Annotated in this window: 22 protein-coding genes; 8 read left to right on the top strand and 14 right to left on the bottom strand. The window is 42.0% G+C overall.

The features are described from left to right. Positions 1-21: 21 nt before the first annotated feature. Together BLT29_RS00170 and BLT29_RS00165 are read right to left on the bottom strand one after the other, a co-directional pair. Positions 22-1,029 carry a PTS sugar transporter subunit IIC gene (locus tag BLT29_RS00170; protein WP_090774275.1) on the bottom strand — a complete coding sequence of 336 codons (1,008 nt, stop codon included), beginning with the start codon at positions 1,027-1,029 and terminating at the stop codon, positions 22-24. A 37-nt stretch (positions 1,030-1,066) separates the two neighbouring features. Then, a complete protein-coding gene (locus BLT29_RS00165) occupies positions 1,067-2,140 on the bottom strand; it encodes a M42 family metallopeptidase (RefSeq protein WP_090774273.1) in 1,074 nt (357 codons plus the stop codon). Positions 2,141-2,323: 183 nt separating this feature from the next. Here BLT29_RS00165 and BLT29_RS00160 point away from each other — a divergent pair, with 183 nt between their 5' ends. After that, a complete protein-coding gene (locus BLT29_RS00160; protein WP_090774272.1) occupies positions 2,324-2,629 on the top strand; it encodes a hypothetical protein in 306 nt (101 codons plus the stop codon). Between the two features lie 127 nt (positions 2,630-2,756). Here the strand turns inward: BLT29_RS00160 and trmB are convergent, their stop codons facing one another. Continuing rightward, a complete protein-coding gene (trmB, locus tag BLT29_RS00155) occupies positions 2,757-3,434 on the bottom strand; it encodes a tRNA (guanosine(46)-N7)-methyltransferase TrmB (protein ID WP_090774270.1) in 678 nt (225 codons plus the stop codon). 173 nt (positions 3,435-3,607) lie between these two features. Then, a complete protein-coding gene (locus BLT29_RS00150) occupies positions 3,608-3,817 on the bottom strand; it encodes a zinc ribbon domain-containing protein (protein ID WP_437182612.1) in 210 nt (69 codons plus the stop codon). Between the two features lie 28 nt (positions 3,818-3,845). On the opposite strand from BLT29_RS00150, the gene BLT29_RS00145 reads away from it, so the two are divergent. Beyond that, on the top strand, positions 3,846-4,100 hold the full coding sequence (locus BLT29_RS00145) for a YtzH-like family protein (RefSeq protein WP_090774268.1): 255 nt from the start codon (positions 3,846-3,848) through the stop codon (positions 4,098-4,100). A 10-nt stretch (positions 4,101-4,110) separates the two neighbouring features. Here the strand turns inward: BLT29_RS00145 and BLT29_RS00140 are convergent, their stop codons facing one another. Beyond that, the gene (locus tag BLT29_RS00140) at positions 4,111-4,887 is read right to left on the bottom strand and encodes a phosphotransferase family protein (RefSeq protein ID WP_090774266.1); all 777 of its coding nucleotides are present in this window, start codon (positions 4,885-4,887) and stop codon (positions 4,111-4,113) included. A 202-nt stretch (positions 4,888-5,089) separates the two neighbouring features. Beyond that, complete coding sequence (locus BLT29_RS00135) at positions 5,090-5,413, bottom strand: hypothetical protein (protein WP_090774265.1); 324 nt, start codon at positions 5,411-5,413, stop codon at positions 5,090-5,092. 249 nt (positions 5,414-5,662) lie between these two features. Here BLT29_RS00135 and BLT29_RS00130 point away from each other — a divergent pair, with 249 nt between their 5' ends. After that, positions 5,663-5,881 carry a DeoR family transcriptional regulator gene (locus BLT29_RS00130; RefSeq protein ID WP_176763710.1) on the top strand — a complete coding sequence of 73 codons (219 nt, stop codon included), beginning with the start codon at positions 5,663-5,665 and terminating at the stop codon, positions 5,879-5,881. Between the two features lie 51 nt (positions 5,882-5,932). Here the strand turns inward: BLT29_RS00130 and BLT29_RS00125 are convergent, their stop codons facing one another. From BLT29_RS00125 to BLT29_RS00110, 4 genes are all read right to left on the bottom strand, one after another. Beyond that, entirely contained in the window at positions 5,933-6,652 is a 720-nt protein-coding gene (locus BLT29_RS00125; RefSeq protein WP_090774262.1) for a pseudouridine synthase, read from the bottom strand. 27 nt (positions 6,653-6,679) lie between these two features. After that, positions 6,680-7,840 carry a rod shape-determining protein RodA gene (rodA, locus tag BLT29_RS00120; RefSeq protein WP_090774260.1) on the bottom strand — a complete coding sequence of 387 codons (1,161 nt, stop codon included), beginning with the start codon at positions 7,838-7,840 and terminating at the stop codon, positions 6,680-6,682. Positions 7,841-7,978: 138 nt separating this feature from the next. Further along, positions 7,979-9,106, bottom strand: coding sequence for a putative lipid II flippase FtsW (gene ftsW / locus BLT29_RS00115; RefSeq protein WP_245700942.1), 1,128 nt, complete (start codon positions 9,104-9,106; stop codon positions 7,979-7,981). Between the two features lie 171 nt (positions 9,107-9,277). Next, positions 9,278-10,888: a putative polysaccharide biosynthesis protein gene (locus BLT29_RS00110; RefSeq protein WP_090774256.1), complete on the bottom strand. Its 1,611-nt coding sequence runs from the start codon at positions 10,886-10,888 to the stop codon at positions 9,278-9,280. A gap of 303 nt (positions 10,889-11,191) precedes the next feature. Here BLT29_RS00110 and BLT29_RS00105 point away from each other — a divergent pair, with 303 nt between their 5' ends. Continuing rightward, a complete protein-coding gene (locus BLT29_RS00105; protein WP_437182611.1) occupies positions 11,192-12,697 on the top strand; it encodes an alanine/glycine:cation symporter family protein in 1,506 nt (501 codons plus the stop codon). A 344-nt stretch (positions 12,698-13,041) separates the two neighbouring features. Here the strand turns inward: BLT29_RS00105 and BLT29_RS00100 are convergent, their stop codons facing one another. Together BLT29_RS00100 and BLT29_RS00095 are read right to left on the bottom strand one after the other, a co-directional pair. Beyond that, on the bottom strand, positions 13,042-13,254 hold the full coding sequence (locus BLT29_RS00100) for a hypothetical protein (protein WP_090774254.1): 213 nt from the start codon (positions 13,252-13,254) through the stop codon (positions 13,042-13,044). 397 nt (positions 13,255-13,651) lie between these two features. Then, positions 13,652-14,584 carry a helix-turn-helix transcriptional regulator gene (locus BLT29_RS00095; protein WP_090774252.1) on the bottom strand — a complete coding sequence of 311 codons (933 nt, stop codon included), beginning with the start codon at positions 14,582-14,584 and terminating at the stop codon, positions 13,652-13,654. A gap of 104 nt (positions 14,585-14,688) precedes the next feature. Between BLT29_RS00095 and BLT29_RS00090 the strand changes: the two genes are divergently transcribed. After that, the gene (locus BLT29_RS00090) at positions 14,689-15,327 is read left to right on the top strand and encodes a type 1 glutamine amidotransferase family protein (RefSeq protein WP_090774250.1); all 639 of its coding nucleotides are present in this window, start codon (positions 14,689-14,691) and stop codon (positions 15,325-15,327) included. A gap of 191 nt (positions 15,328-15,518) precedes the next feature. Next, positions 15,519-15,965 carry a hypothetical protein gene (locus BLT29_RS00085; protein ID WP_090774248.1) on the top strand — a complete coding sequence of 149 codons (447 nt, stop codon included), beginning with the start codon at positions 15,519-15,521 and terminating at the stop codon, positions 15,963-15,965. Between the two features lie 179 nt (positions 15,966-16,144). On the opposite strand, the gene rlmD is transcribed toward BLT29_RS00085, so the two are convergent. After that, on the bottom strand, positions 16,145-17,530 hold the full coding sequence (rlmD, locus tag BLT29_RS00080) for a 23S rRNA (uracil(1939)-C(5))-methyltransferase RlmD (protein ID WP_090774246.1): 1,386 nt from the start codon (positions 17,528-17,530) through the stop codon (positions 16,145-16,147). 134 nt (positions 17,531-17,664) lie between these two features. Between rlmD and BLT29_RS00075 the strand changes: the two genes are divergently transcribed. After that, positions 17,665-18,033, top strand: a complete 369-nt coding sequence (locus BLT29_RS00075; RefSeq protein ID WP_090774563.1) for a GAF domain-containing protein — start codon at positions 17,665-17,667, stop codon at positions 18,031-18,033. A 61-nt stretch (positions 18,034-18,094) separates the two neighbouring features. Here the strand turns inward: BLT29_RS00075 and pdaA are convergent, their stop codons facing one another. After that, entirely contained in the window at positions 18,095-18,880 is a 786-nt protein-coding gene (gene pdaA, locus BLT29_RS00070) for a delta-lactam-biosynthetic de-N-acetylase (protein WP_090774244.1), read from the bottom strand. Positions 18,881-18,999: 119 nt separating this feature from the next. Here pdaA and BLT29_RS00065 point away from each other — a divergent pair, with 119 nt between their 5' ends. Next, positions 19,000-19,827: a DUF368 domain-containing protein gene (locus BLT29_RS00065; RefSeq protein ID WP_090774242.1), complete on the top strand. Its 828-nt coding sequence runs from the start codon at positions 19,000-19,002 to the stop codon at positions 19,825-19,827. Positions 19,828-19,920: the final 93 nt, after the last annotated feature.

The following is a 19,920-nucleotide window of genomic DNA, read 5'->3' as shown; positions in this document are numbered from 1 at the left end:
TGGAACTTTGCATTCATCTTATTAAACGGATATTTTCATATCTCCCAGTTGAACATGACCACGATGTTTGAGCCACATCGTCGTCAACCCACTTACAACCGCCGGAATCAACACATAGCACAACATCACTGGCATAAATGTCGCCCACGAGAAACCCATTTCTGCAAATGTCATTAACGGACCAACAAAACCGCTTGTCCCCATGCCAGCGCCAGCTGCATTGTTCACTAATCCGAATCCCAATGTGCCAATGGGTGCGCTGATCATACCAGCAACGACTGGCGCAATTAAAATGCGCGGATTTCGAATAATATTTGGCATTTGTAACATCGACGTCCCTAATCCAAGTGAAACAAGCCCCGACCAACGATTATCGCGAAAGCTCGCAATGGCAAAACCAATCATTTGTCCAGCGCAACCAATTGCCGCTGCCGCTGCGACACTGCCTTCTAGATCCAGCATTAGCGCAATCGCCGCACTGGAAATCGGCGCAGTTAACGCCAACCCCATTAATGCCGCAACAATGATACTCATAAAAAGTGGCTGCTGCTCTGCCGCCCACATGATCGCTGTTCCAAGTGATGTCATCATATATGAGACAAGTCGTCCGACAGTTGCGGCGACGAGAAAGCCGCTAAAAATCGTGACAATTGGTGTCACTAAAATATCGAGTTTTGTCTCACCACTTACAAGTTTGCCTACTTCTACACCTGCAATTGCAGCAAATAAACTGCCCGCAGGTCCTCCGTACATCGCACCAGCAGCGCCACACACAATTGCCGACAACAATACAAACGTCGGAGCCCGCAATGCCAACGCCACTGCCGCGCCGATTGCCGCACCATACAAATCCATCGAAAACTGGCCAATTTCAATCAGCACATCAAAACCGCTTTGTTCACCAAATGTCCGGATCATTAAACCAATAATGAGTGTCGCAAACAAACCGAAAGTCATTTTCCCCATTGCCTCAATGAAATACAAGTGTAAAGAAGGCTTGACCTCTTTTCGCCTTAGAAAATCTTTCACAACAAATCAACACCTTAACCCATGAGACTTTTTTCACTTAGGAAAACGATGAAATGGCTTCAAACATTGCACGATCGGATGTTTGCACAAGTTTAATCAACAATTCCTTTGCAGCAGCATAATCATCAACATGTAAAATTGAAGAAGATGTATGAATGTAACGCGCACAAACCCCAACGACCACCGATGGTACCCCTGCCCCTGACGTATGAATCCGCCCAGCATCTGTCCCACCTGGAGACAAGAAAAATTGATAAGGGATATTATGCGTTTCTGCTGTATCTAAGACGAAATCGCGCATCCCTTTATGCGTAATCATCGTCCGGTCGAAAATACGGACGAGAGCCCCTTTTCCTAAATGACCAAATGCATCTTTTCCACCGGTCGCATCATTTGCCGGGCTTGCATCTAATACGTAGCAAAGATCTGGTTCAATCAGATTGCTCGCTGTCGCCGCCCCACGTAAACCAACTTCCTCTTGTACAGTCGCACCAGCGAAGACAGTATTTGGTAACTGCGTGTCTTTTAAATGCGCCAATAATTCAAGCGCTAGACCTACACCATAGCGGTTATCCCATGCCTTGGCAAGAATTTTCTTTTCATTCGCCATTGGTGTAAATGGGCACTCTGGCACAATCGCTTGTCCCTGTTTAATGCCTAGCGCGATACAATTACCTTTATCATCGGCCCCGACATCTATGTACATTTCTTCTATCGGCATCGGCTTTGAACGCTGTGACTCTTGTAACAAATGTGGCGGGGTCGAGCCAATGACACCGATGACAGGTCCGTTATCCGTCATAATTTGCACACGCTGCGCAAGGAGCACTTGCGACCACCAACCGCCAAGTGTTTGGAATTTGACCAACCCTTGTTCATTGATCTTTGTGACCATGAAGCCAACCTCATCCATGTGGCCAGCGACCATTACCTTTGGACCCGAAGGATCGCCACGAAGTACGCCAAAGATCCCGCCTAGTTTGTCCTGCATCACTTCATTCGTATGTTTTAAGATTTCTTTTCGTACAAATGCCCGGACGTCATGCTCAAACCCCGAAGGTCCTGGCAATTCTGTAAGCGTTTTAAATAACGCTTTTGTTTGTTCATTCATCTTTACACCCCATTAACTATTATATATATGACATTGATTGATTTGGCACTGCTAGCAACACATCCCCTTTCATTTTAACGAAAAAACAAGAAGCGCGCCACCTAAAAGTTTTTCACATAGCGTCTCCAATCATTTTACGTTATACTAGTCATATCACATTGTTATTAACGAAAGGATGAGGGGATGAAACATTTTTCTCTTGGATTAAGTGTTGGTATTCTTCTTGGTTACATCACTGCCAAAGCGTGTAAGAAAACGTCCTTATCACCTGAACAAATTCTAAAAAAAGTGAAAGCACGCGCAAAAAAAGATTGCATCGTGAGTGATTCTTGGATTCAAATGGAACCCGAAACAGTCGAGCGGTCCGGACTTACATATGATGTTTACCGCGGCGGCATCACAAAAGCAACTGTTGACGGGCCAATACATTACGAGTTCTTAGCAGACAGAGAAAATGGTGCTTTGCTAGAATTTGAGCAAGTTTCATAAGACCGATACTTAATAAACCAGGTTGCTCCCAAAAACCGCTGAAACACAAAATAACTGATCCATGCCTTGACACCAGATCAGTTATTTTGTAATTTTTACTTGAAACAGGAAAAAGCTACCCTAAAGGTCAATTTTTATAATCTTTATAGAGAGCCCCAACTTTACCGCGTGTAAAACGAGCTTCTAACCGATAAATGGGTAACCCCTTCTGCACAAACCGCTCTTCATATTCAGTCATGACATTCCCTTCCAATCCGCTTTTATGCAAGTCAAGACTTACATCGTGGAAAGCCATCCCGTATGTTGACATGCTTTGTAATGAATACTCAAACAATCCCCGGTTGTCGGTTTTAAAATGTACCTCTCCATCAGGATTTAGTACATATTGATATTGCATCAAAAAGGATTGATATGTCAAACGCCGACGCTCATGACGATTTTTTGGCCATGGATCAGTGAAATTAATAAACAGACGATCCAGCTCATCCTCAGCAAAAAAATGATCGAGCTTCGCCACATCTTGTGCAAGCAATCTCACATTAGAAATACCCGCTTTTTTTACACGCTCCAACGCTGTCAGCAATACACTTTCATATTTTTCAATCCCAATAAAATGAATGTCCGGGTACTTTTGCGCCATTTCCGTTAAAAATTTTCCTTTTCCGGTACCAACTTCAACGTAAAGTGGTTGTGATTTATCAAAAGCCATGTGCCACTTTCCTCTATATCGTTCTGGCTGCGCGACCACGATATCCGGATGAGCAGCTAAGGTCTCTCGCGCCCATGGTTTATGTCTTAATCGCATCGTTACACACTCCTTCTCTTTTGAACTACTCACCACTTAACACCCCTACGGGTGTTTGAAGTGGGAGATTCTTGGGAACAGAGCATACTTGTTTGCGTATGTCTTTACTAACAGCGGTTTCTCTTATTTACCAAGCTATCCCCGTAGTCCCTACGGTTCTCATATTTTAGTGATTAGGATAAGGTCTGTAAGCGTAGTCCTTCATTTAAAATATTTATGCTCGCATTGATATCGCTATCATGGTGCGCGTGACATACCTGGCAAGTCCACATTCGAACGTCAAGTGACTTCTTGCCGCCTTTATAACCGCATGTAGAACAGGTCTGACTAGACGGAAACCATTGGTCTACATACGGGTGGGTATAAAAATGCTTAAATGACAAAACACTATTGTAAAACAGGAGGTGCTACATGCCTATATCAGTCGAACAAAAACTCGGTTTACTACGTGACCTGTTACAAAACCGGCAAAGTGAACAGTATTTTACCGCAAATGAGCAAATACAATTACAACAACTTGCAACCATACTTATGCACGAGCCAACACTCAATTCCTCTTTATCACAAACATTGCAAACAATTGCAAGCACAACCGGAAGCGAAAACGTCGAAGATACTGCTGTGCAACAATGGCTCTCAACATTAGACAACACAGAATACAGTTGACTGCACGACTTCACACTAACAATGTTGTGAGTTTTTCCCGTAACTTACTTGCATCTATATGTTGTGCACGACATGTATGCCATAACACTTCAGACACTGTATGTGCCACAACATACCAATGCATACGTACATGTAACGATGCATCCAATGTCACCCCATAATCCGCAAGCCATGCTCTCCACTTGGACTGAGGAATGTACGTATAGAGCATTAAACCCAAATCGAGCGCTGGATCTGCGACCGTTGTTCCGTCCCAGTCAATTAAATATAAATTGTCTTCTTCATCGCATAACCAATTATTATGATTAATATCACCATGACAAACAGCATACGATTTTGATGTGACCTCCGTAACCGTTCTCGTTAAGAAAGTAAGGGCACGTGAAAGAACCACGTCTCGTCTAGGCTGAGACTGCAGTTGTTCACGTAAATTTCTTATCATTATTTCTGGAGTAAGCGGCTGGTTGCCCATACGTTGGCATAAATCCAACAATTCTTTTGACCTATGAATATGACCAAGCAGACGCGCCGTTCGACTACCCATCATTTCTTGCGCCTTTAACTTTCTCCCTTGAATCCACCGTTGTGCAGTGATGACATCGCCACTTTCCAGTCGTTTCGTCCAGAGTAGCTTTGGCACTATCCCCTCCGCTGATAGGACCGCAAGAAAAGGGGATGAATTTCGCTTTATGAATAACTGGTAATCTCCGCACTTCGCCACATATGCTTCACCCGTCGCGCCACCCGCAGGAAAAACATCCCAGCCTTCTCCTAAAAACAGTTCCACCCAATTCACCCTCAATTTCCTTTACATCTTCTTTGTGCTTGTTCGCTGCTTCCTATGTATAAAAATATAAAATCCTCATGAAAAATGGCGCACCAAAGCTTCGGCATCTACCATGGCGCCCTCGTTCTTACGTGTATATAAAAAACATGATCGTAATTTGTTTTGTATCTTTCGACACGCTTTTTTCATAGAAAATGGTCGCTTACATTTCCTTAAATTGCAGCAAATTCTCGTTCACATTTGACATTTCTTCAAGCGTCATTGATGGTTCGAGCACAATAATTTGCGCCTGTTTCGCTACCTCTGGCAAGGATGCTGTCCCATTGCGTAACTCATATAGACCCATCGCTTCTTCTAAGTCACGTCGGGCTTCTCGCATCGTGTTGCCAAAACCGATACATTCTTCTCTGCCTAGCAACTCAATCATATACTCTATGCCACCACACCAGTTGAACACTTTTCGCACACGCCAATGATAGTCAGTTGCAACCATGTGATCCCGTGCCCGGAATTCGCATTGATTCATACCTGATCCCCCCTTCTATAGTCCGTGCCTCAATCTATCTCCAAAAATGACTACCATTCATTCAGTATCCTTAATTATAACGGCAAGTGAGAAAGTCTGCAACACGATAAGCTAAATCCGTTCCGTCTTTGTACACAATTTTACACAAATTTGTCCTTACGTTTCACCTTACAATGTGATATACTCTCCATAGGTGCCTTCATAAGCTTTGGCACATAGCGAAGACAAAGACGAAGAAGGAGTGGTTTTTTGAAAACTTCAACTGATCGTATGTTGACTCGCATTAAGTCCATCTACTTGTACATGAAACAGGAGGGAACCGTGACGACGAGTGATTTGGTTGAAGAATTCGGTATCACCCAGCGCACCATCCAACGAGACTTAAATGTGCTCGAATACAATGGTCTTGTCACAAGTGCCGCCCGTGGTAAATGGCAAGTTACGAACAAAAAAACAAACGCATCTTAATATCACATAACATTGCAACGGTGACGACATCTTACGATAACCGTTGCTTTTTTATGTCTTCGCACTTGAAACAGCAAGATGTTTCTCTTCCTCAGTCAACTCACGATATGCGCCACTGGCAAGTGCTAGATCAAGCGCAAGTTCACCGATATGTGTCCGCTCAAGCGCGATGACTTGTTTTCCACAGGCCGCAAACATTCGCTTTACTTGATGAAACTTCCCTTCTGTCAACACCAATTCTATGACCGATTTCGGACCCGACTCGATGATAGATAAAGATGACGGACGTGTCATATACCCATCTCCAAGCAATATTCCTTCTGCAAACTGTTTCCGCTCGTTCTCACCAACTTCTCCCGCTATCACCGCCCGATAACGTTTTGCTACATGCCTTTTAGGTGCCATGAGTGCATGTGCATACGTCCCGTCTGTTGTGAGTAGCAATAAACCCGTTGTATCTTTATCTAATCGTCCAATTGGGAACATTTTCTTATGTCCCCACTCGGCTGCAATTAGGTCAATAACTGTTTGCTGTTTAGGATCTTCGGTCGCTGAGATGACACCAGACGGTTTATTTAACATTAAATATACATGTTGCTGGTATTTCACACACGTATTTCCATTGAAAATGGTCTGCCTAGATGGGTCAACCTTCACCTTCCCATCTTTTACCACATGACCATCTACAGTGATCCTCCCTTTCTTAAGCACCTTTTTCACATCTTTCCTTGAGCCATATCCGCTCTCAGACAATAGTTTATCCAGTCTCATTGCCTGTCTCCCTCTCTCTTCTCCTATTTAGACGCCGTCCCCTTCCTCACTTCTAAACATATAGTCTTTCGTACGATAACGAACGTTCATGACAATCCCAATTGCAACCATATTTGTTAGAAGGGCGCTTCCACCGTAACTAATAAAAGGAAGAGCAAGACCGGTAATTGGCATTAAGCCAATTGTCATCGCCACATTTTGAAACACTTGAAACACAAGCAGTCCGACGATTCCTGCAACCAAATATGTTCCATACAAATTATTACAATTCATCGCAATCGTGATCATCCGATAGAACAACAAGAAATATACAAACAAAAGTATCATGGCTCCAAGAAAACCAGACTCTTCACCAATAACTGTAAAAATAAAATCGGTATGAATTTCAGGGACCGCATGTCCTTGCGTCTGCACACCTTCAAAAAGGCCCATCCCAGATAATTGTCCTGAACCAATCCCAAGCATCGCCTGATACAGCTGATAACCAAAACCACCTGTGTTCCCCATTGGATCGAGCCAACCATAAATACGCTGTAGTTGATGATCTTTAACGATCAGTTTAAATATTTCAAAGTGAGCCTCATGTAGGTACACTAACAACGCAAGCCCTGCTACCGCTGCACCTGCAAGTGCAAACAATAAGCGCCAACGCACACCTGACACCAGCACCATCGTCCCTACTATAGCAACAATAACAAGGGAAGTGCCTAAATCCGGCTGCGTCAAAATAAGTAAAAATGGAGGTACACTAAGGGCCGCTATTTTTATTAACAGCCATATATCCTCCCTAACAGAACGATAACGCTCCTTCGTCACGATTTTATAGAGTAAGTGTGCCAACGCAAGCACAAGAAATATTTTCATAAACTCAGATGGCTGGACTCCAAACAGCCATCTTTTCGCACCATTCTCTTCCTTTCCCAAAATCGGTACTAAAATAAGCAACAACATCCCAAATCCGTAGGCTGGAATTGAAAGATACTTGAAGTAATCAAAATCAATGACCATAACAGCAACCATCACCATGATCCCAACGACATACCAAACAACTTGTCGCTTCAAGAAAAATGTTGGATCATCCGGATAGTATTGACCTGAGCCACTATAAATGGCAATAAAACTAATACACATAAGTAAGAACAACAAAAATAACAATGTATAATCAATTTGAGATTGTCTCTTTTCCATCAAATCCCACTTTCTCCGGTCACTTTTGTTTCGAGGTCCCCTAGTTTGCCTATCACAAACAAGTGTGTAGTCATCCGGGGTTGTTAAATCTTCATTTCAAACCTATATTTTCCGAGATTATACTTGTTGTACTGATCTTTATAGCACTTGTCGTCCATTATGACGGTGAATGCTTGCCAAAATTCCAATTGAAATGAATGTCACTAATAATGACGTTCCCCCATAAGAAATAAGCGGTAGTGTCATCCCTGTAATCGGTAGCAATCCTGTTACTGCCCCCACATTAAAAACGACTTGCGCTGCCATTTGAAACACAATCGCAAATGCAAGCAAACTTCCAAATGGATTTTTGCATTTTGTCCCAATTGCAACACCGCGAAATAAAATGATGCCATAACCAATTAACACAATTAGGACACCAAGAAAACCAAGCTCTTCGGAAATCACAGCTAAAATGAAATCAGTATGTGCTTCAGGCAAATGCCGCATCTTTTGTAAGCTTTGTCCAATTCCCATACCTGTCACGCCGCCATTAGCAATCGCTAAATAACCGTTAATTAATTGAAAACCGCTGTTTGTTGCATCCGCAAAAGGGTCTAAAAATGATGTCAAGCGCGCGATCCGATATGGCCTGAGCAACGCTAAGACGAGAAACCCAACAATACCCACTGCCGCTAATCCAAACAAATGGCGCCATTTCGCCCCAGAAAAAAAGACAAGCATAATCGCTGTTAACATAATTAATGTGCCTGTCCCTAAATCTGGCTGCAACATAATTAATGAGAAAATGACACCTACGACAACGAGTGGTGGCAAGACCCCTGTTTTAAAATGTGCAATGTATGCTTGTTTGCGCGAATAAACATGTGCTAAATAAATGGCCATTGCCACTTTAACAAACTCCGATGGCTGCATGTTTAAGGAGCCCATTCGAATCCAGCGGTCGGCGCCTGTCGTCTCTCGACCCGTTCCAATAAGTACAACAAGCAGCAATAACACAATTGAAACACCGAGCAAGACGGGGGTCATTTTCTGATAATGCTCGTACCGAAAGTACATCATAAACACGAGAATAGGAATAGCGAGCGCAAACCAAATCAGTTGCCGTGTTAAGTAATATGTTGGGTTCTCTGGTTCCAGCAAAAACCCTTCAACATAACTAGAACTATACACCATGAGCAAACCAAATATTGTCAAACCAAGCGTTGTACCAATTAACACCCAATCATTCCGTCCACGTGTCGCTTTTGTCACCTGATCTGCCAATCGGTTCCCTCCCTTATTTACCGGACGTTCACTCATCCACCGTCATTTTATCACTACATTTTTAAACTGGCTCTATTATACCAAAAGCAAAGCCCATACATAAAGAGATTTTCTCTTAAACAAATGTCTAAGATTGTCTAATTTCCCAGGAAATTAATGAACGAGCTCTTCTCAATACCCTCTCCGATTGAGAAAGCGGAACCGTTCCCCTAACACTTCCCCAGCCAAATGCACGCGCACGGTCAAGAAAAAGTAACAAACAATCGCACTTGAAATAGAGATTGCTGTCACAATGACACCACTTAAACGAGAATCAATTGGTAGCCATACCATCAACCCACGACTAATGATCCACGTCGCCGCTGTCATAATTAATGATATCATGAATATGAGTAGCGCTCTTTTCAATAAGACATTATAACGAAACTGAGCAAATTTCCCTATTGCCCACACGTTCATCGCCAACGCAAGACCAAAGCCAATATAACTTGTCCAAATTGCACCCGTACGTCCAAGTAACCATAAGAGTGGAAACGCGAGAATGACTTTTGCCAGAAGACCAATAGCAAGTGAAATCATCGCATACTTTTGCCGATTCAACCCTTGTAAAATCGCGCCTGTCACTGCATAAAGAGAAAAAATTAATGTGATCGGTCCGTACAACATGAGTGTCTCAACGCCGATGTGGAATTGTTCTTTTACGCCATAAATAGCACCATAAATAGGCTCTGCTAAAACAACCAAACCAAATGCGGCTGGAATACAAATGAACAAGATCATTTGATAAGATTGGAACACATTTCGCTGCAGCAGTGTCTTTTCCCCAGAGGTATACGCCTGCGTAATGGTAGGCACAAGGGTAATAGACAACGCGGTTGCGAGCGCCATTGGAATGAGGACAAGCTTATGTACCATCATAACCAAAATTCCTTTGTACTCTTTACCTGCACCACTGCCGAGTGCATTTTCAATCGTCGCAACATCAATCAACTGGAACAATGGGATAGATAGCCCCACAAAAGAAATTGGCAACGCATAGCGAATAATTTCCTTATACATGCCAACGAGTGGCAATCGATGACGAACTGCACTGGTTGAAACTTTATGCGCTATTGTCGGTCTTTCTTTCATGTAATACCAAATTAACACGAACCCTCCGCCAATTGCGCCAATAAATGCGCCAAACGTTGCAAACCCGACGGCAAGTACGACATCACCACTTGTTTTCATAATATAGAAAACGATCGCTAAAATAAATGACACACGTACAAGCTGCTCAATCACTTGAGAAATAGCCGTCGGCACCATTTGACCGAACCCTTGGAAATACCCTCGAATAATGGCCATTGCCGGAACAATGATGAGAGCGACACTAACCATTCGAATGACGAGCGTTGTATCGCCTACAGTATAAACACTTTTCTTATCACCTAGGGATAAAAATATTTCTGCTAAAATCGGCGCAGCCGAAAATAATAATAAAAAGCCAATAATGCCTGTAACAAGCATAAAAATAATACCCGATCGAAACAAACGGTGCGCTGTCTCGTAATCACCTAACGTATGGTACTTAGATACGAACTTCGACATCGCGAGCGGCACACCTAGTGTTGCTAAGCTCAATAACACTTGATACGGTTGATATCCTTCCGAATACAAACCCATTCCATCTGTTGATACCATTGCCGTTAACGGTACCACATAAAGGAAACCAATGATTTTTGAAATGAGTGTCGCTGCGGTTAATATTTTTGTTTTTTGTATTAAGTTGGAATCCGTCATTATGTTCTCCATCCTTTTCCAGAATACAGAAGTAGTCGCTAGACATCATATACCAAGAGAATTCAAACGTGCGTTGCGATCCTCTGGAACACTATCTTAGCACAGTTCGACAGTAATTACTGCTTTCAATCTCTTTTTACATCCAATTTTTCAAGTCACTGCAGGCCATTCCCTATTTATAATCCCTTTTACTCCCAAAAATATAGGCTAAATGTACCATTGCTCATTTTAAAACTTACAAATAAAATTAAAATAGCCTATGTATACCCAAAAACAAATCTACACGAAAAGGAGGAGAGGAATATGCTCGAATTATGGGAAACGTTACAAAGTTTTACCATGGAAATGGCAAACAAATTGAATCATCTCTTATGGGAAGGTCCCATCGTTTACATTCTACTTGCCGTTGGACTCATCTTTACGCTACTCACTCGCTTTGTACAAATAAGACATATTAAAGAAATGTTCAAATTAATGTTTAGTGGGAAAAGTTCTGATGCAGGAATTTCCTCTTTCCAAGCATTATCGATGTCACTGTCCATTCGCGTTGGAACCGGGAATATTGCCGGGGTCGCCACCGCGATCTTTTATGGTGGTCCTGGCGCCGTCTTTTGGATGTGGACAATTGCCCTGTTAGGGGCCTCCAGTGCTTTTATTGAATCCACATTGGGACAAATTTATAAAACAAAGTTAGGTGGAGAATACCGGGGTGGACCTGCCTACTACATTGAAAAAGGACTTGGCATCAAATGGTTTGCCGTCTTGTTTGCAATTGCCGCGCTACTCGCAATGGCGCTGTTCATGCCTGGTGCACAATCGAACGCCATTGGTGCTGCAATGAAACATGCATTCTCAATTCCAGCGTGGGCAACGGGACTCTTTATTATTGCATGTCTCGCCCTCATTATTTTCGGCGGGGTCAAACGTATTGCTGCTTTTTCTTCTTATGTTGTCCCGTTTATGGCACTTGGCTACATGATTATGGCAGGCATTATTATCGCTTTAAATATCACTGCGGTACCAGAGACGTTCATGCTTATTATACGCAGTGCTTTTGGCGTTGACTCTGTTTTCGGTGGCATGTTCGGTAGCGCCATCGCATGGGGGGTCAAACGTGGTGTTTATTCGAACGAAGCTGGGCAAGGGTCAGGTCCACACACCGCTGCGGCAGCTGAAGTGTCACACCCAGTAAAACAAGGCCTCGTGCAATCTGCTTCTGTGTACATTGATACATTGCTCGTTTGCTCAGCCACGGCATTTATGATTTTATTTACGGGGATGTTCAATACACAAGCGCCCAATGAAGAGATGCTCGTGCACAACCTCCCTGAAGTAGCTAAGCCAGGCGTAGAGTATACACAAGCTGCAATTAACAGTTCATTCTCCGGTTTTGGTACATCTTTTGTCGCGATTGCTTTGCTTTTCTTTGCCTTTACGACCATTATGGCCTACTATTACATCGCAGAGACAAACGTTGCGTACTTATTCCGTAATAAAAAAGTGACTTGGGTCATGTTTATTACGAAACTCATTCTTCTAGCTGCTGTCTATTTCGGTACAACGAATGAGTCAAAAAATGCGTGGCTCTTTGGTGACATCGGGCTCGGTATTATGGTTTGGTTGAACATCATTGCCATTGTGTTCCTCGCCCGTCCTGCACTGAAAGCATTGCGCGATTATGATGCACAGAGGAAGCAAGGGCTTGATCCAACTTTTGACCCAAAGAAACTTGGCATTAAAAACGCCGACTTCTGGGAAGAAAAAAACAAGGAAAACTACCATGCGACTGGAACTACAGATAAGAAATAATAAAAAGTACGCCCGCGGGCGTACTTTTTATTATTTCAACTCTAACCCCACCACACACTCCACCTGCGCCGTTCTTGATTGCTTTTTTAGCAGAAGGAAGGCGATACACGCCCCAAGGTATCCCTGAATCAAGCACTTCAAATCGCCCATTCTATTTTAACTTAAGAATCTCCATCCTTCTTAAAATACAGGACCAGCAAGAAGACCCCAACGATAATCAAGGATATAGAAATGATGTTTCCAATTAAACTGTCCTCATAGAGAGGAAGAAAAATCTTTAAAAGCCAGTGCGAAGCAAACATTAAAAACAATATTAATGGGATAGTTTTTTTGTTCATTTTCTTTTACACCTTTCTACTGTCATGGAGAATACAGACGTTATATCTAACTATATCGTGCAAAATAAGCGCTGCCAACCCATAATACAAAAAATAGCCAGCATCGATTAAGGCACTGGCTGTGGCAGTCGCAATCGCCTTTACTTTTTTTGCCGTGATGTCTACAGAACCAAAATGACAAACATAGGCAGGGTGATCCATTGTCATACGAAAAACCAAGTATATCCCCTTAAAGATTCTTCCTTTTTTCTTTTCTTTTTACCCACATTAAAATCAATGTTATCCAAAAGATAGCGCTAGACAATCTTACTAAATGTCTATTCCCGACATCAAAGAAAATATATGTTAGCATCACAATCGAAACGACTACGATCACTAAATAGGCTACAATGCGCATAATAATTCACCCATTCTATTAAATTTAGAGAAGTAAAGTCACAATTGTTCCCGAAATAATGTCTGCAGTCCAACCAGTAATTCCTACTTTCTTTAGACGATTCTAACCCAAGGCAAATTGGAAGTTGTAGAGAGATTATTTATATTTCCTACGCAGTAGCGATGCTAAAATCAACTCAGAATAGCCACCATTCTATTTTGCTATGAAAGTATTCATGTTTTAGTTTTTGTATAAGACAGCTATATCATGTATTTTACGTTTCATTTCTGCACGAATGTGTAACGGCTCTAAACACTCGCATTTATTTCCAAAGCTAAGAAGAATATCAAAATAGTAATCGTTCTCTATAAAGGGGAAATCAACAATGTAATGCTCATCGCCATCTGGAGCAAATTGTTCATAAGCACAATAATCAAGTACTCTATCCATCACAGATTTATGAACACGGATTTTAATTTTTGTTTGTATTGTTTCTAAAAAATCCGTAAATTCTAAAATGGGTTTCTCATAATCTCGTGGTATAAAAGTTTCTACTTGCATTTGTAAATTTGATATACGAGATAGTTTAAATAAGCGATAATCACTTCTCATATAGCAGTAACCTTGTAAGTACCAATGACTATTTTTCAATACAAGCTGATACGGCTCGACTATTCGTGCAGTTTTATTTCCATGGTGAGCAGAATATTGAAACGAAAGTAGCCTACTTTCCTGTAAGGCTGTTTTGATAATTTCCAAGTACGGTTGTATGTTACTGTTACCCATCCACGGTCTTAAATCTATATAGATTTGATTGGCTTTTATTTCAATATCTTTTGTTTTTTCGGCGGGGATAAAGCTCTTGACTTTTGCAAGGGCATTTACCAGTTCATCACCTCGTACCGTGTTTGAAAGGCTGGAAAGCCCCATCAAGATAGCAGAAAGATCAGCAGTCGAAAAAACCTTTTTATCAAGCTTATAATTTCGCATAATTTCAAAGCCGCCACCTACTCCCGATGTGGAGTGGACAGGAATTCCCGACATATTTATTGTATCTATGTCACGATAGATTGTGCGAGGTGAAACTTCAAACATATCCGCTAACTCCTGTGCGCCAATCCGATCTTTGTCAAGGAGTATCATAATCATGCTAACAAGCCTGTCTATTTTCATCTGACATCCTCCTGTTTATAATTGTTGCCATACTGTTGTCAATAATTATATGATACAATAAAAAAGCGAACAAATCAATAAAACAATAAAAATGGAGGTAATTTATGTTTACAATCTATGTTTATATTCTTGACACTTTAGCCGACTGGGAAACGGGATATGTTACTGCTGAGCTGCATTCGAGCAGATTTTTTAAGAAGGATGCGGAGAAAGTATCGCTCAAAACGGTAAGCAACTCTAACGATCCGATTAAGACAATGGGCGGAATGACAATCGTGCCGGATTGTCAAATTGAGGATATTATTGTGAGTGAAACAAGCGTGTTAATTTTACCGGGTGCAAATACGTGGAGCGACCCAAAGCATGGCGCGATTATCGAAAAGGCAAAAGAATTGCTTTCTTCCGGCGGTACGGTGTGTGCAATCTGTGGTGCTACTGTTGCACTTGCCAATATTGGGGTGTTAGATAATCGTCCGCACACCAGTAATGGAGCGGGATTCCTTGAAATGGTTTCTCCCAATTATAAAGGACAAAGTTTTTATATAGACAAGCCATCTGTGACGGATCACAACCTTATTACTGCAAGTTCTACCGGAGGCTTATTATGGGCAAAGCAAATCATTGAACATTTAGGCGTGTTTCAATCAGACACATTGGAAGCTTGGTATAACTATTTTAGTACCGGTAAGCCTGAACATTTCTTTGCCCTAATGCAGACTTTACCGTCTGTCGACCAAAACTGATACACCTTTGTCTTAATTTAGACCCGATGTCGTTTATTGAAGTAATTAATAAACGGCATGGGTCTTGTTATTCATATACAGGATATGAGCATAATCAAAAGTATAACAAATTCAACCTTATTGTTCATTTTACAACTTGATAATACCGCCCTTTAGAGTTAATATGTGATACTACCTAAGGAGGTATTATCATGAATAACAGAAGACCTATATTGCATATATCAATTTATTATCAAGGCAATTCACAAATCCAAAATGCACTTCTCGAAAAATTATCAGCATATTCTAAGCGACTAGTTGAGGACCCTTGCAACCCTCTTGTGGATATAAGAATTGATACCTTAGACACGCAAGAAGAAAAGCAAGTTCTTCTGGAATTATCATACCACAGTGTACTGACTAACATCTTTGTAAAACCATTAAAAAGTACAGATCAATTTCACCATGTCATCATCACACTAGCCGAATTAACTATACAACGCTTGTATGAAAAAAATCCAAATACCGGAACAGAGAATTGGTTGCTGATATCACTTACCCCATTAAAGGAAAGTGATAGCTCCTATAACATTCAATGGTGCACAGGCTATAATTGTTGTCAGGCTAATCATCATTGGGATTCATTTCAGCAATGTTGATTAGCCTATTTCTACAACATTTCTATCAACCCAACCTACCTGTTTTAATCCTGTCAACTCAACCCTGTGGCATTTTGACCGTGGATATGTTTGGTTTTAGGCAATTCTACGGGATTTATGAATTTCTTATTTTTATTTGGAATCTCGGAAATCCCTTTATATCAAGCACTTTTACACTCTTATTTTTCTACCCTTGACATCAATACAACCGTCTCAACATGCGCCGTCCACGGAAACATATCGACAGGCTGAATCGACGTCACTTCATAATGCCCCCGCGCAGTAAGTTTCGCCACATCTTTTGCTAATGTCGATGGGTTACACGATACATATACAAATCGCTCCGGTTTCACTTGCAACACCGCTTTTAACAATTTCTCATCACAACCTGTCCGCGGCGGGTCAACAACAATGACATCCGGTCGATAGCCTTCTTTCATCCATCGTGGTAGCCATTCTTCTGCTGTCCCAACCTCGTAGCGGGCATTCATGTTCATCTGCGCCGCTTTTTTCCGTGCATCTACAATCGCCGCTTTTGTCACATCCATCCCGCGTACTTCAGCTGCGTCACTTGCCAACCACTGCCCAATCGTGCCGACACCACAATACGCGTCAACGATTTTTTCTTCACCTGTTAAGCGCGCGCACTTTTTCGCCGCATTATATAAATGGACTGTCTGCACTGGATTCAGTTGGAAAAAAGCTTGTGCCGATAGAGAAAAAGCATGCTCACCGAGTCTCTCCTCAATCGTTTTTTCTCCTTCTAAGTGAATCATCTCCTCACCAAAAATAAGTGACGTTCGTTTATGATTCACATTTTGTACGAGTGAAGTCACTTCCGGTAATCGTCGCCTTACTTCTTCGATGAACGCTGTTTTTTTCGAAAATGCCTCCCGTGTCGTCACGAGCACAAGTTGCACTTGTCCCGTTTCAAATCCAATCCGCGTCACAATCGTGCGCACATCCCCGCGATGCTTTTTTTCATCGTACGTGGGAATCTTTAATGTCGTTAAAATGTCTTTTACAACTTGAGTGACGTCATTTAGTGTGCGGTGTTGCACCATACAAGCAGACAAATCAACCAACTGGTGACTATTTTCCTTGTACAATCCTGCAACAATCTTCCCTTTTTCTGTTCGTGCTTGCAATTGACTTTTATTTCGATAATACCACGGATCTTCCATCCCAATTATGTCGTGAAGGGGTAACGTACGGGCATCCATCTTGGTGTACCGTGCAAACGCTTGTCTGACAATCTCCTTCTTCGCTCTTAGCGAAGCAGTATATGTCATATGCTGCAGTTGACAGCCCCCGCACTTTTCATAAATCGGGCACGGCGGCTTGATGCGCTCTCGCGAAGGTTTGCGGATCTTTTCTACCTTTGCCTCGAAAAACTTCTCGTGTGCTTTCGTTATTTCACAAATAATGTCTTCTCCCGGTAACGCGCCTTTGACAAAAACAACATGGCGCTTATAATAGCCAATCCCTTCGCCATTAATACCCAATCGTTTTACTTTCAGCGGGATCGTCTGGCCTTTTTCTGGTCTTATGTTCTTTCCATTCATCTCATAAACCCCCGTACATCCAATTCATCCCTCTATTATAACAAACCAGACGTATTTCCTAAACTTGCTAATCCGGAACAAGAAAGAGTTCTGTTAAAATGGAAAGGGAAACAACACATTGGGAGGGAACAATCTTGTCAATCGCTACTGATATCGCATCATTAAAAATTATGGCTGATGTTTTTCAAACAGCGGACACGAAAGCAATTTTCACAAAAACCGCACACAGTTTAGTTCAAACCGTTCCGTATATTGATTGGATAGGCATATACATATGCGAAGGGACCGAAACAAAACTTGTGGCGGCGTCTTGCTTCCAAGATGATTTGCGAAAGTCACATATGAATGAATTGACATGTCCTATTTATAATTGTGACGATCAAAAGATTGGCCTCATGATCGTTCGCACAAAACAAGTAGACGCGTTTGATCCAACCGATAGGACGACATTAGAAACCATTGCAGCAGCCATCGGTCATGATGTCACACTCTCTTCTTTATAACTGCTCCCACTATGAGCATGCGCAAAAGCAGCGCGGTTTCATCCGCGCTGCTTTTGCTCTTTTATGGCAATACGTGCGAAAATGACAAATCATCTAAGCTCCTGAACGTGTAGCCAAGCTTGTGACATTCATCAATGATGCGCGGCAGTGCCTCGGCATTGTCAGAAGAAACGGCGTGCACAAGCATAATGGCCCCTGGGTGAATACGTTTCATTACTTGTTCATAAGCATAATCTCCACCCTTTTGCCGATCTGGATCCCAATCTTTATACGCGAGTGACCAAAAGACATTTGTATAACCAAGTTCTTTTGTTTTCATCAATGTTCGCTCACTAAATTCTCCTCGTGGCGGGCGTAAATAACGCATCTCCTGCTCACCTGTCAGTTTTGTAAACAACTCTTTCACACCTTCTAACTCAGCGACAAGCCGTTCATCGCTCACTGCTGGTAAACTTGGATGATGAAAAGAGTGATTTCCAACAATATGACCTTCTGTCACCATCCGTTTGACTAAATCAGACGCTGACTTTAAATAGTGACCGGTCACGAAAAATGCTCCTGGCACTTCTTTCTCCTTTAATGTATCGAGGATGCTTTCTGTATAGCCATTCTCATAGCCATTATCAAATGTTAAGTACAAAACTTTTTCATTTGTATCGCCAATATAGTATCCATCTGCTTGTGCCAGCATTTGCTCATACATTTCCTCAGTCGTTGCTGGTGTATGTTGTGGCGCCGGCTTATAACTCCAGTTATATGTCTGATTATGATACGCGTTCACTGTTTGTACATGTAGAAACATCATGATAATACATAAAAAAGCAACAACATTCCTGTATCGCCTCATCTTTCTTCCTCCCATCAAATGATATATCGATCTTTCAAGCATTGGACTTGCATGTTTCACCCGACTATGGTTTGATTAGCATGACACTTTTCACACGTTATTATACTGGAGGCTACATCATGGTTATTTGGTCGAATATTATTCGCGGTGCTGCGATGGGGATCACTGAGATTATGCCTGGCATTAGCGGAAGTACCATTGCAATGTTAATGGGCATATACGAACGTTTACTACAATCTTTAAGCGACTTAACAAAAGGAAATTGGCAGCGTGCGTTTGGATTTCTAGTCCCGCTTGGAATTGGAATGGTTTGTGCTTTGCTATTGTTTAGTCACTTGATTAAGTACTTATTGAAACATCACGAAGCACCGCTATTTTATCTCTTTGTCGGGCTGATTATCGGCATTTTGCCGTTTTTATGGCGGTCTGGTCGCACGCATTCAAAAAAATCATTCCGACTCACTCACCTCATACTTATGGTCGTCTCTTTCGCACTCGTGGCACTGATGCGCTTCGTTAGTGAACCGACGACAACTGTCATCACCAACCTAGATACCGGCACCTACTTATTTTTATTTGCTTCTGGCTGGATTGCAAGTACTGCGCTTGTCCTTCCAGGCGTGAGTGGCTCATTAATGCTCATGGTGCTCGGTGTATACCATACAGCCATTTCCTCGCTGACCACATTCAATGTGCCTGTCATTACTGCCATTGGTCTTGGCGTTTGTGCTGGCATTCTTATTACAAGCCGGGTGATCCGCTTCTTTTTTGACACATACACACAAGCAACATATGCTGTCATGTTTGGTCTCGTAGCTGGTTCAATTATCGTGATTTTCCCTATTGGTATGCCGCATTCATTTTTATATGGCCTCATTTGTGCCTTGGCGCTCTTTGCTGGGTTTATGACTGCCATCACATTTGGGAAAGCAGAACGTGCAATGTAAATAGCAAAGAAAGGTCTGGCACATAAGGCCGACCTTTCAAATAACAATTCTAATTTAATAAAATAAATTGTTAATTATTCCAGAAAATGATTG

It is taken from the genome of Shouchella lonarensis, assembly GCF_900096965.1.
GTDB lineage: Bacteria > Bacillota > Bacilli > Bacillales > Bacillaceae_D > Shouchella > Shouchella lonarensis.
This window is presented reverse-complemented; position numbering and strand designations above follow the sequence as displayed.

Bases quoted from the DNA above. Each gene is read 5' to 3' on its own strand.
- BLT29_RS00165 (WP_090774273.1), bottom strand. From the start codon at position 2,140: ATGAATGAACAAACAAAAGCGTTATTTAAAACGCTTACAGAATTGCCA.
- BLT29_RS00160 (WP_090774272.1), top strand. From the start codon at position 2,324: ATGAAACATTTTTCTCTTGGATTAAGTGTTGGTATTCTTCTTGGTTAC.
- trmB (WP_090774270.1), bottom strand. From the start codon at position 3,434: ATGCGATTAAGACATAAACCATGGGCGCGAGAGACCTTAGCTGCTCAT.
- BLT29_RS00145 (WP_090774268.1), top strand. From the start codon at position 3,846: ATGCCTATATCAGTCGAACAAAAACTCGGTTTACTACGTGACCTGTTA.
- BLT29_RS00135 (WP_090774265.1), bottom strand. From the start codon at position 5,413: ATGAATCAATGCGAATTCCGGGCACGGGATCACATGGTTGCAACTGAC.
- BLT29_RS00125 (WP_090774262.1), bottom strand. From the start codon at position 6,652: ATGAGACTGGATAAACTATTGTCTGAGAGCGGATATGGCTCAAGGAAA.
- rodA (WP_090774260.1), bottom strand. From the start codon at position 7,840: ATGGAAAAGAGACAATCTCAAATTGATTATACATTGTTATTTTTGTTG.
- BLT29_RS00110 (WP_090774256.1), bottom strand. From the start codon at position 10,888: ATGACGGATTCCAACTTAATACAAAAAACAAAAATATTAACCGCAGCG.
- BLT29_RS00105 (WP_437182611.1), top strand. From the start codon at position 11,192: ATGCTCGAATTATGGGAAACGTTACAAAGTTTTACCATGGAAATGGCA.
- BLT29_RS00095 (WP_090774252.1), bottom strand. From the start codon at position 14,584: ATGAAAATAGACAGGCTTGTTAGCATGATTATGATACTCCTTGACAAA.
- BLT29_RS00090 (WP_090774250.1), top strand. From the start codon at position 14,689: ATGTTTACAATCTATGTTTATATTCTTGACACTTTAGCCGACTGGGAA.
- BLT29_RS00085 (WP_090774248.1), top strand. From the start codon at position 15,519: ATGAATAACAGAAGACCTATATTGCATATATCAATTTATTATCAAGGC.
- rlmD (WP_090774246.1), bottom strand. From the start codon at position 17,530: ATGAATGGAAAGAACATAAGACCAGAAAAAGGCCAGACGATCCCGCTG.
- pdaA (WP_090774244.1), bottom strand. From the start codon at position 18,880: ATGAGGCGATACAGGAATGTTGTTGCTTTTTTATGTATTATCATGATG.
- BLT29_RS00065 (WP_090774242.1), top strand. From the start codon at position 19,000: ATGGTTATTTGGTCGAATATTATTCGCGGTGCTGCGATGGGGATCACT.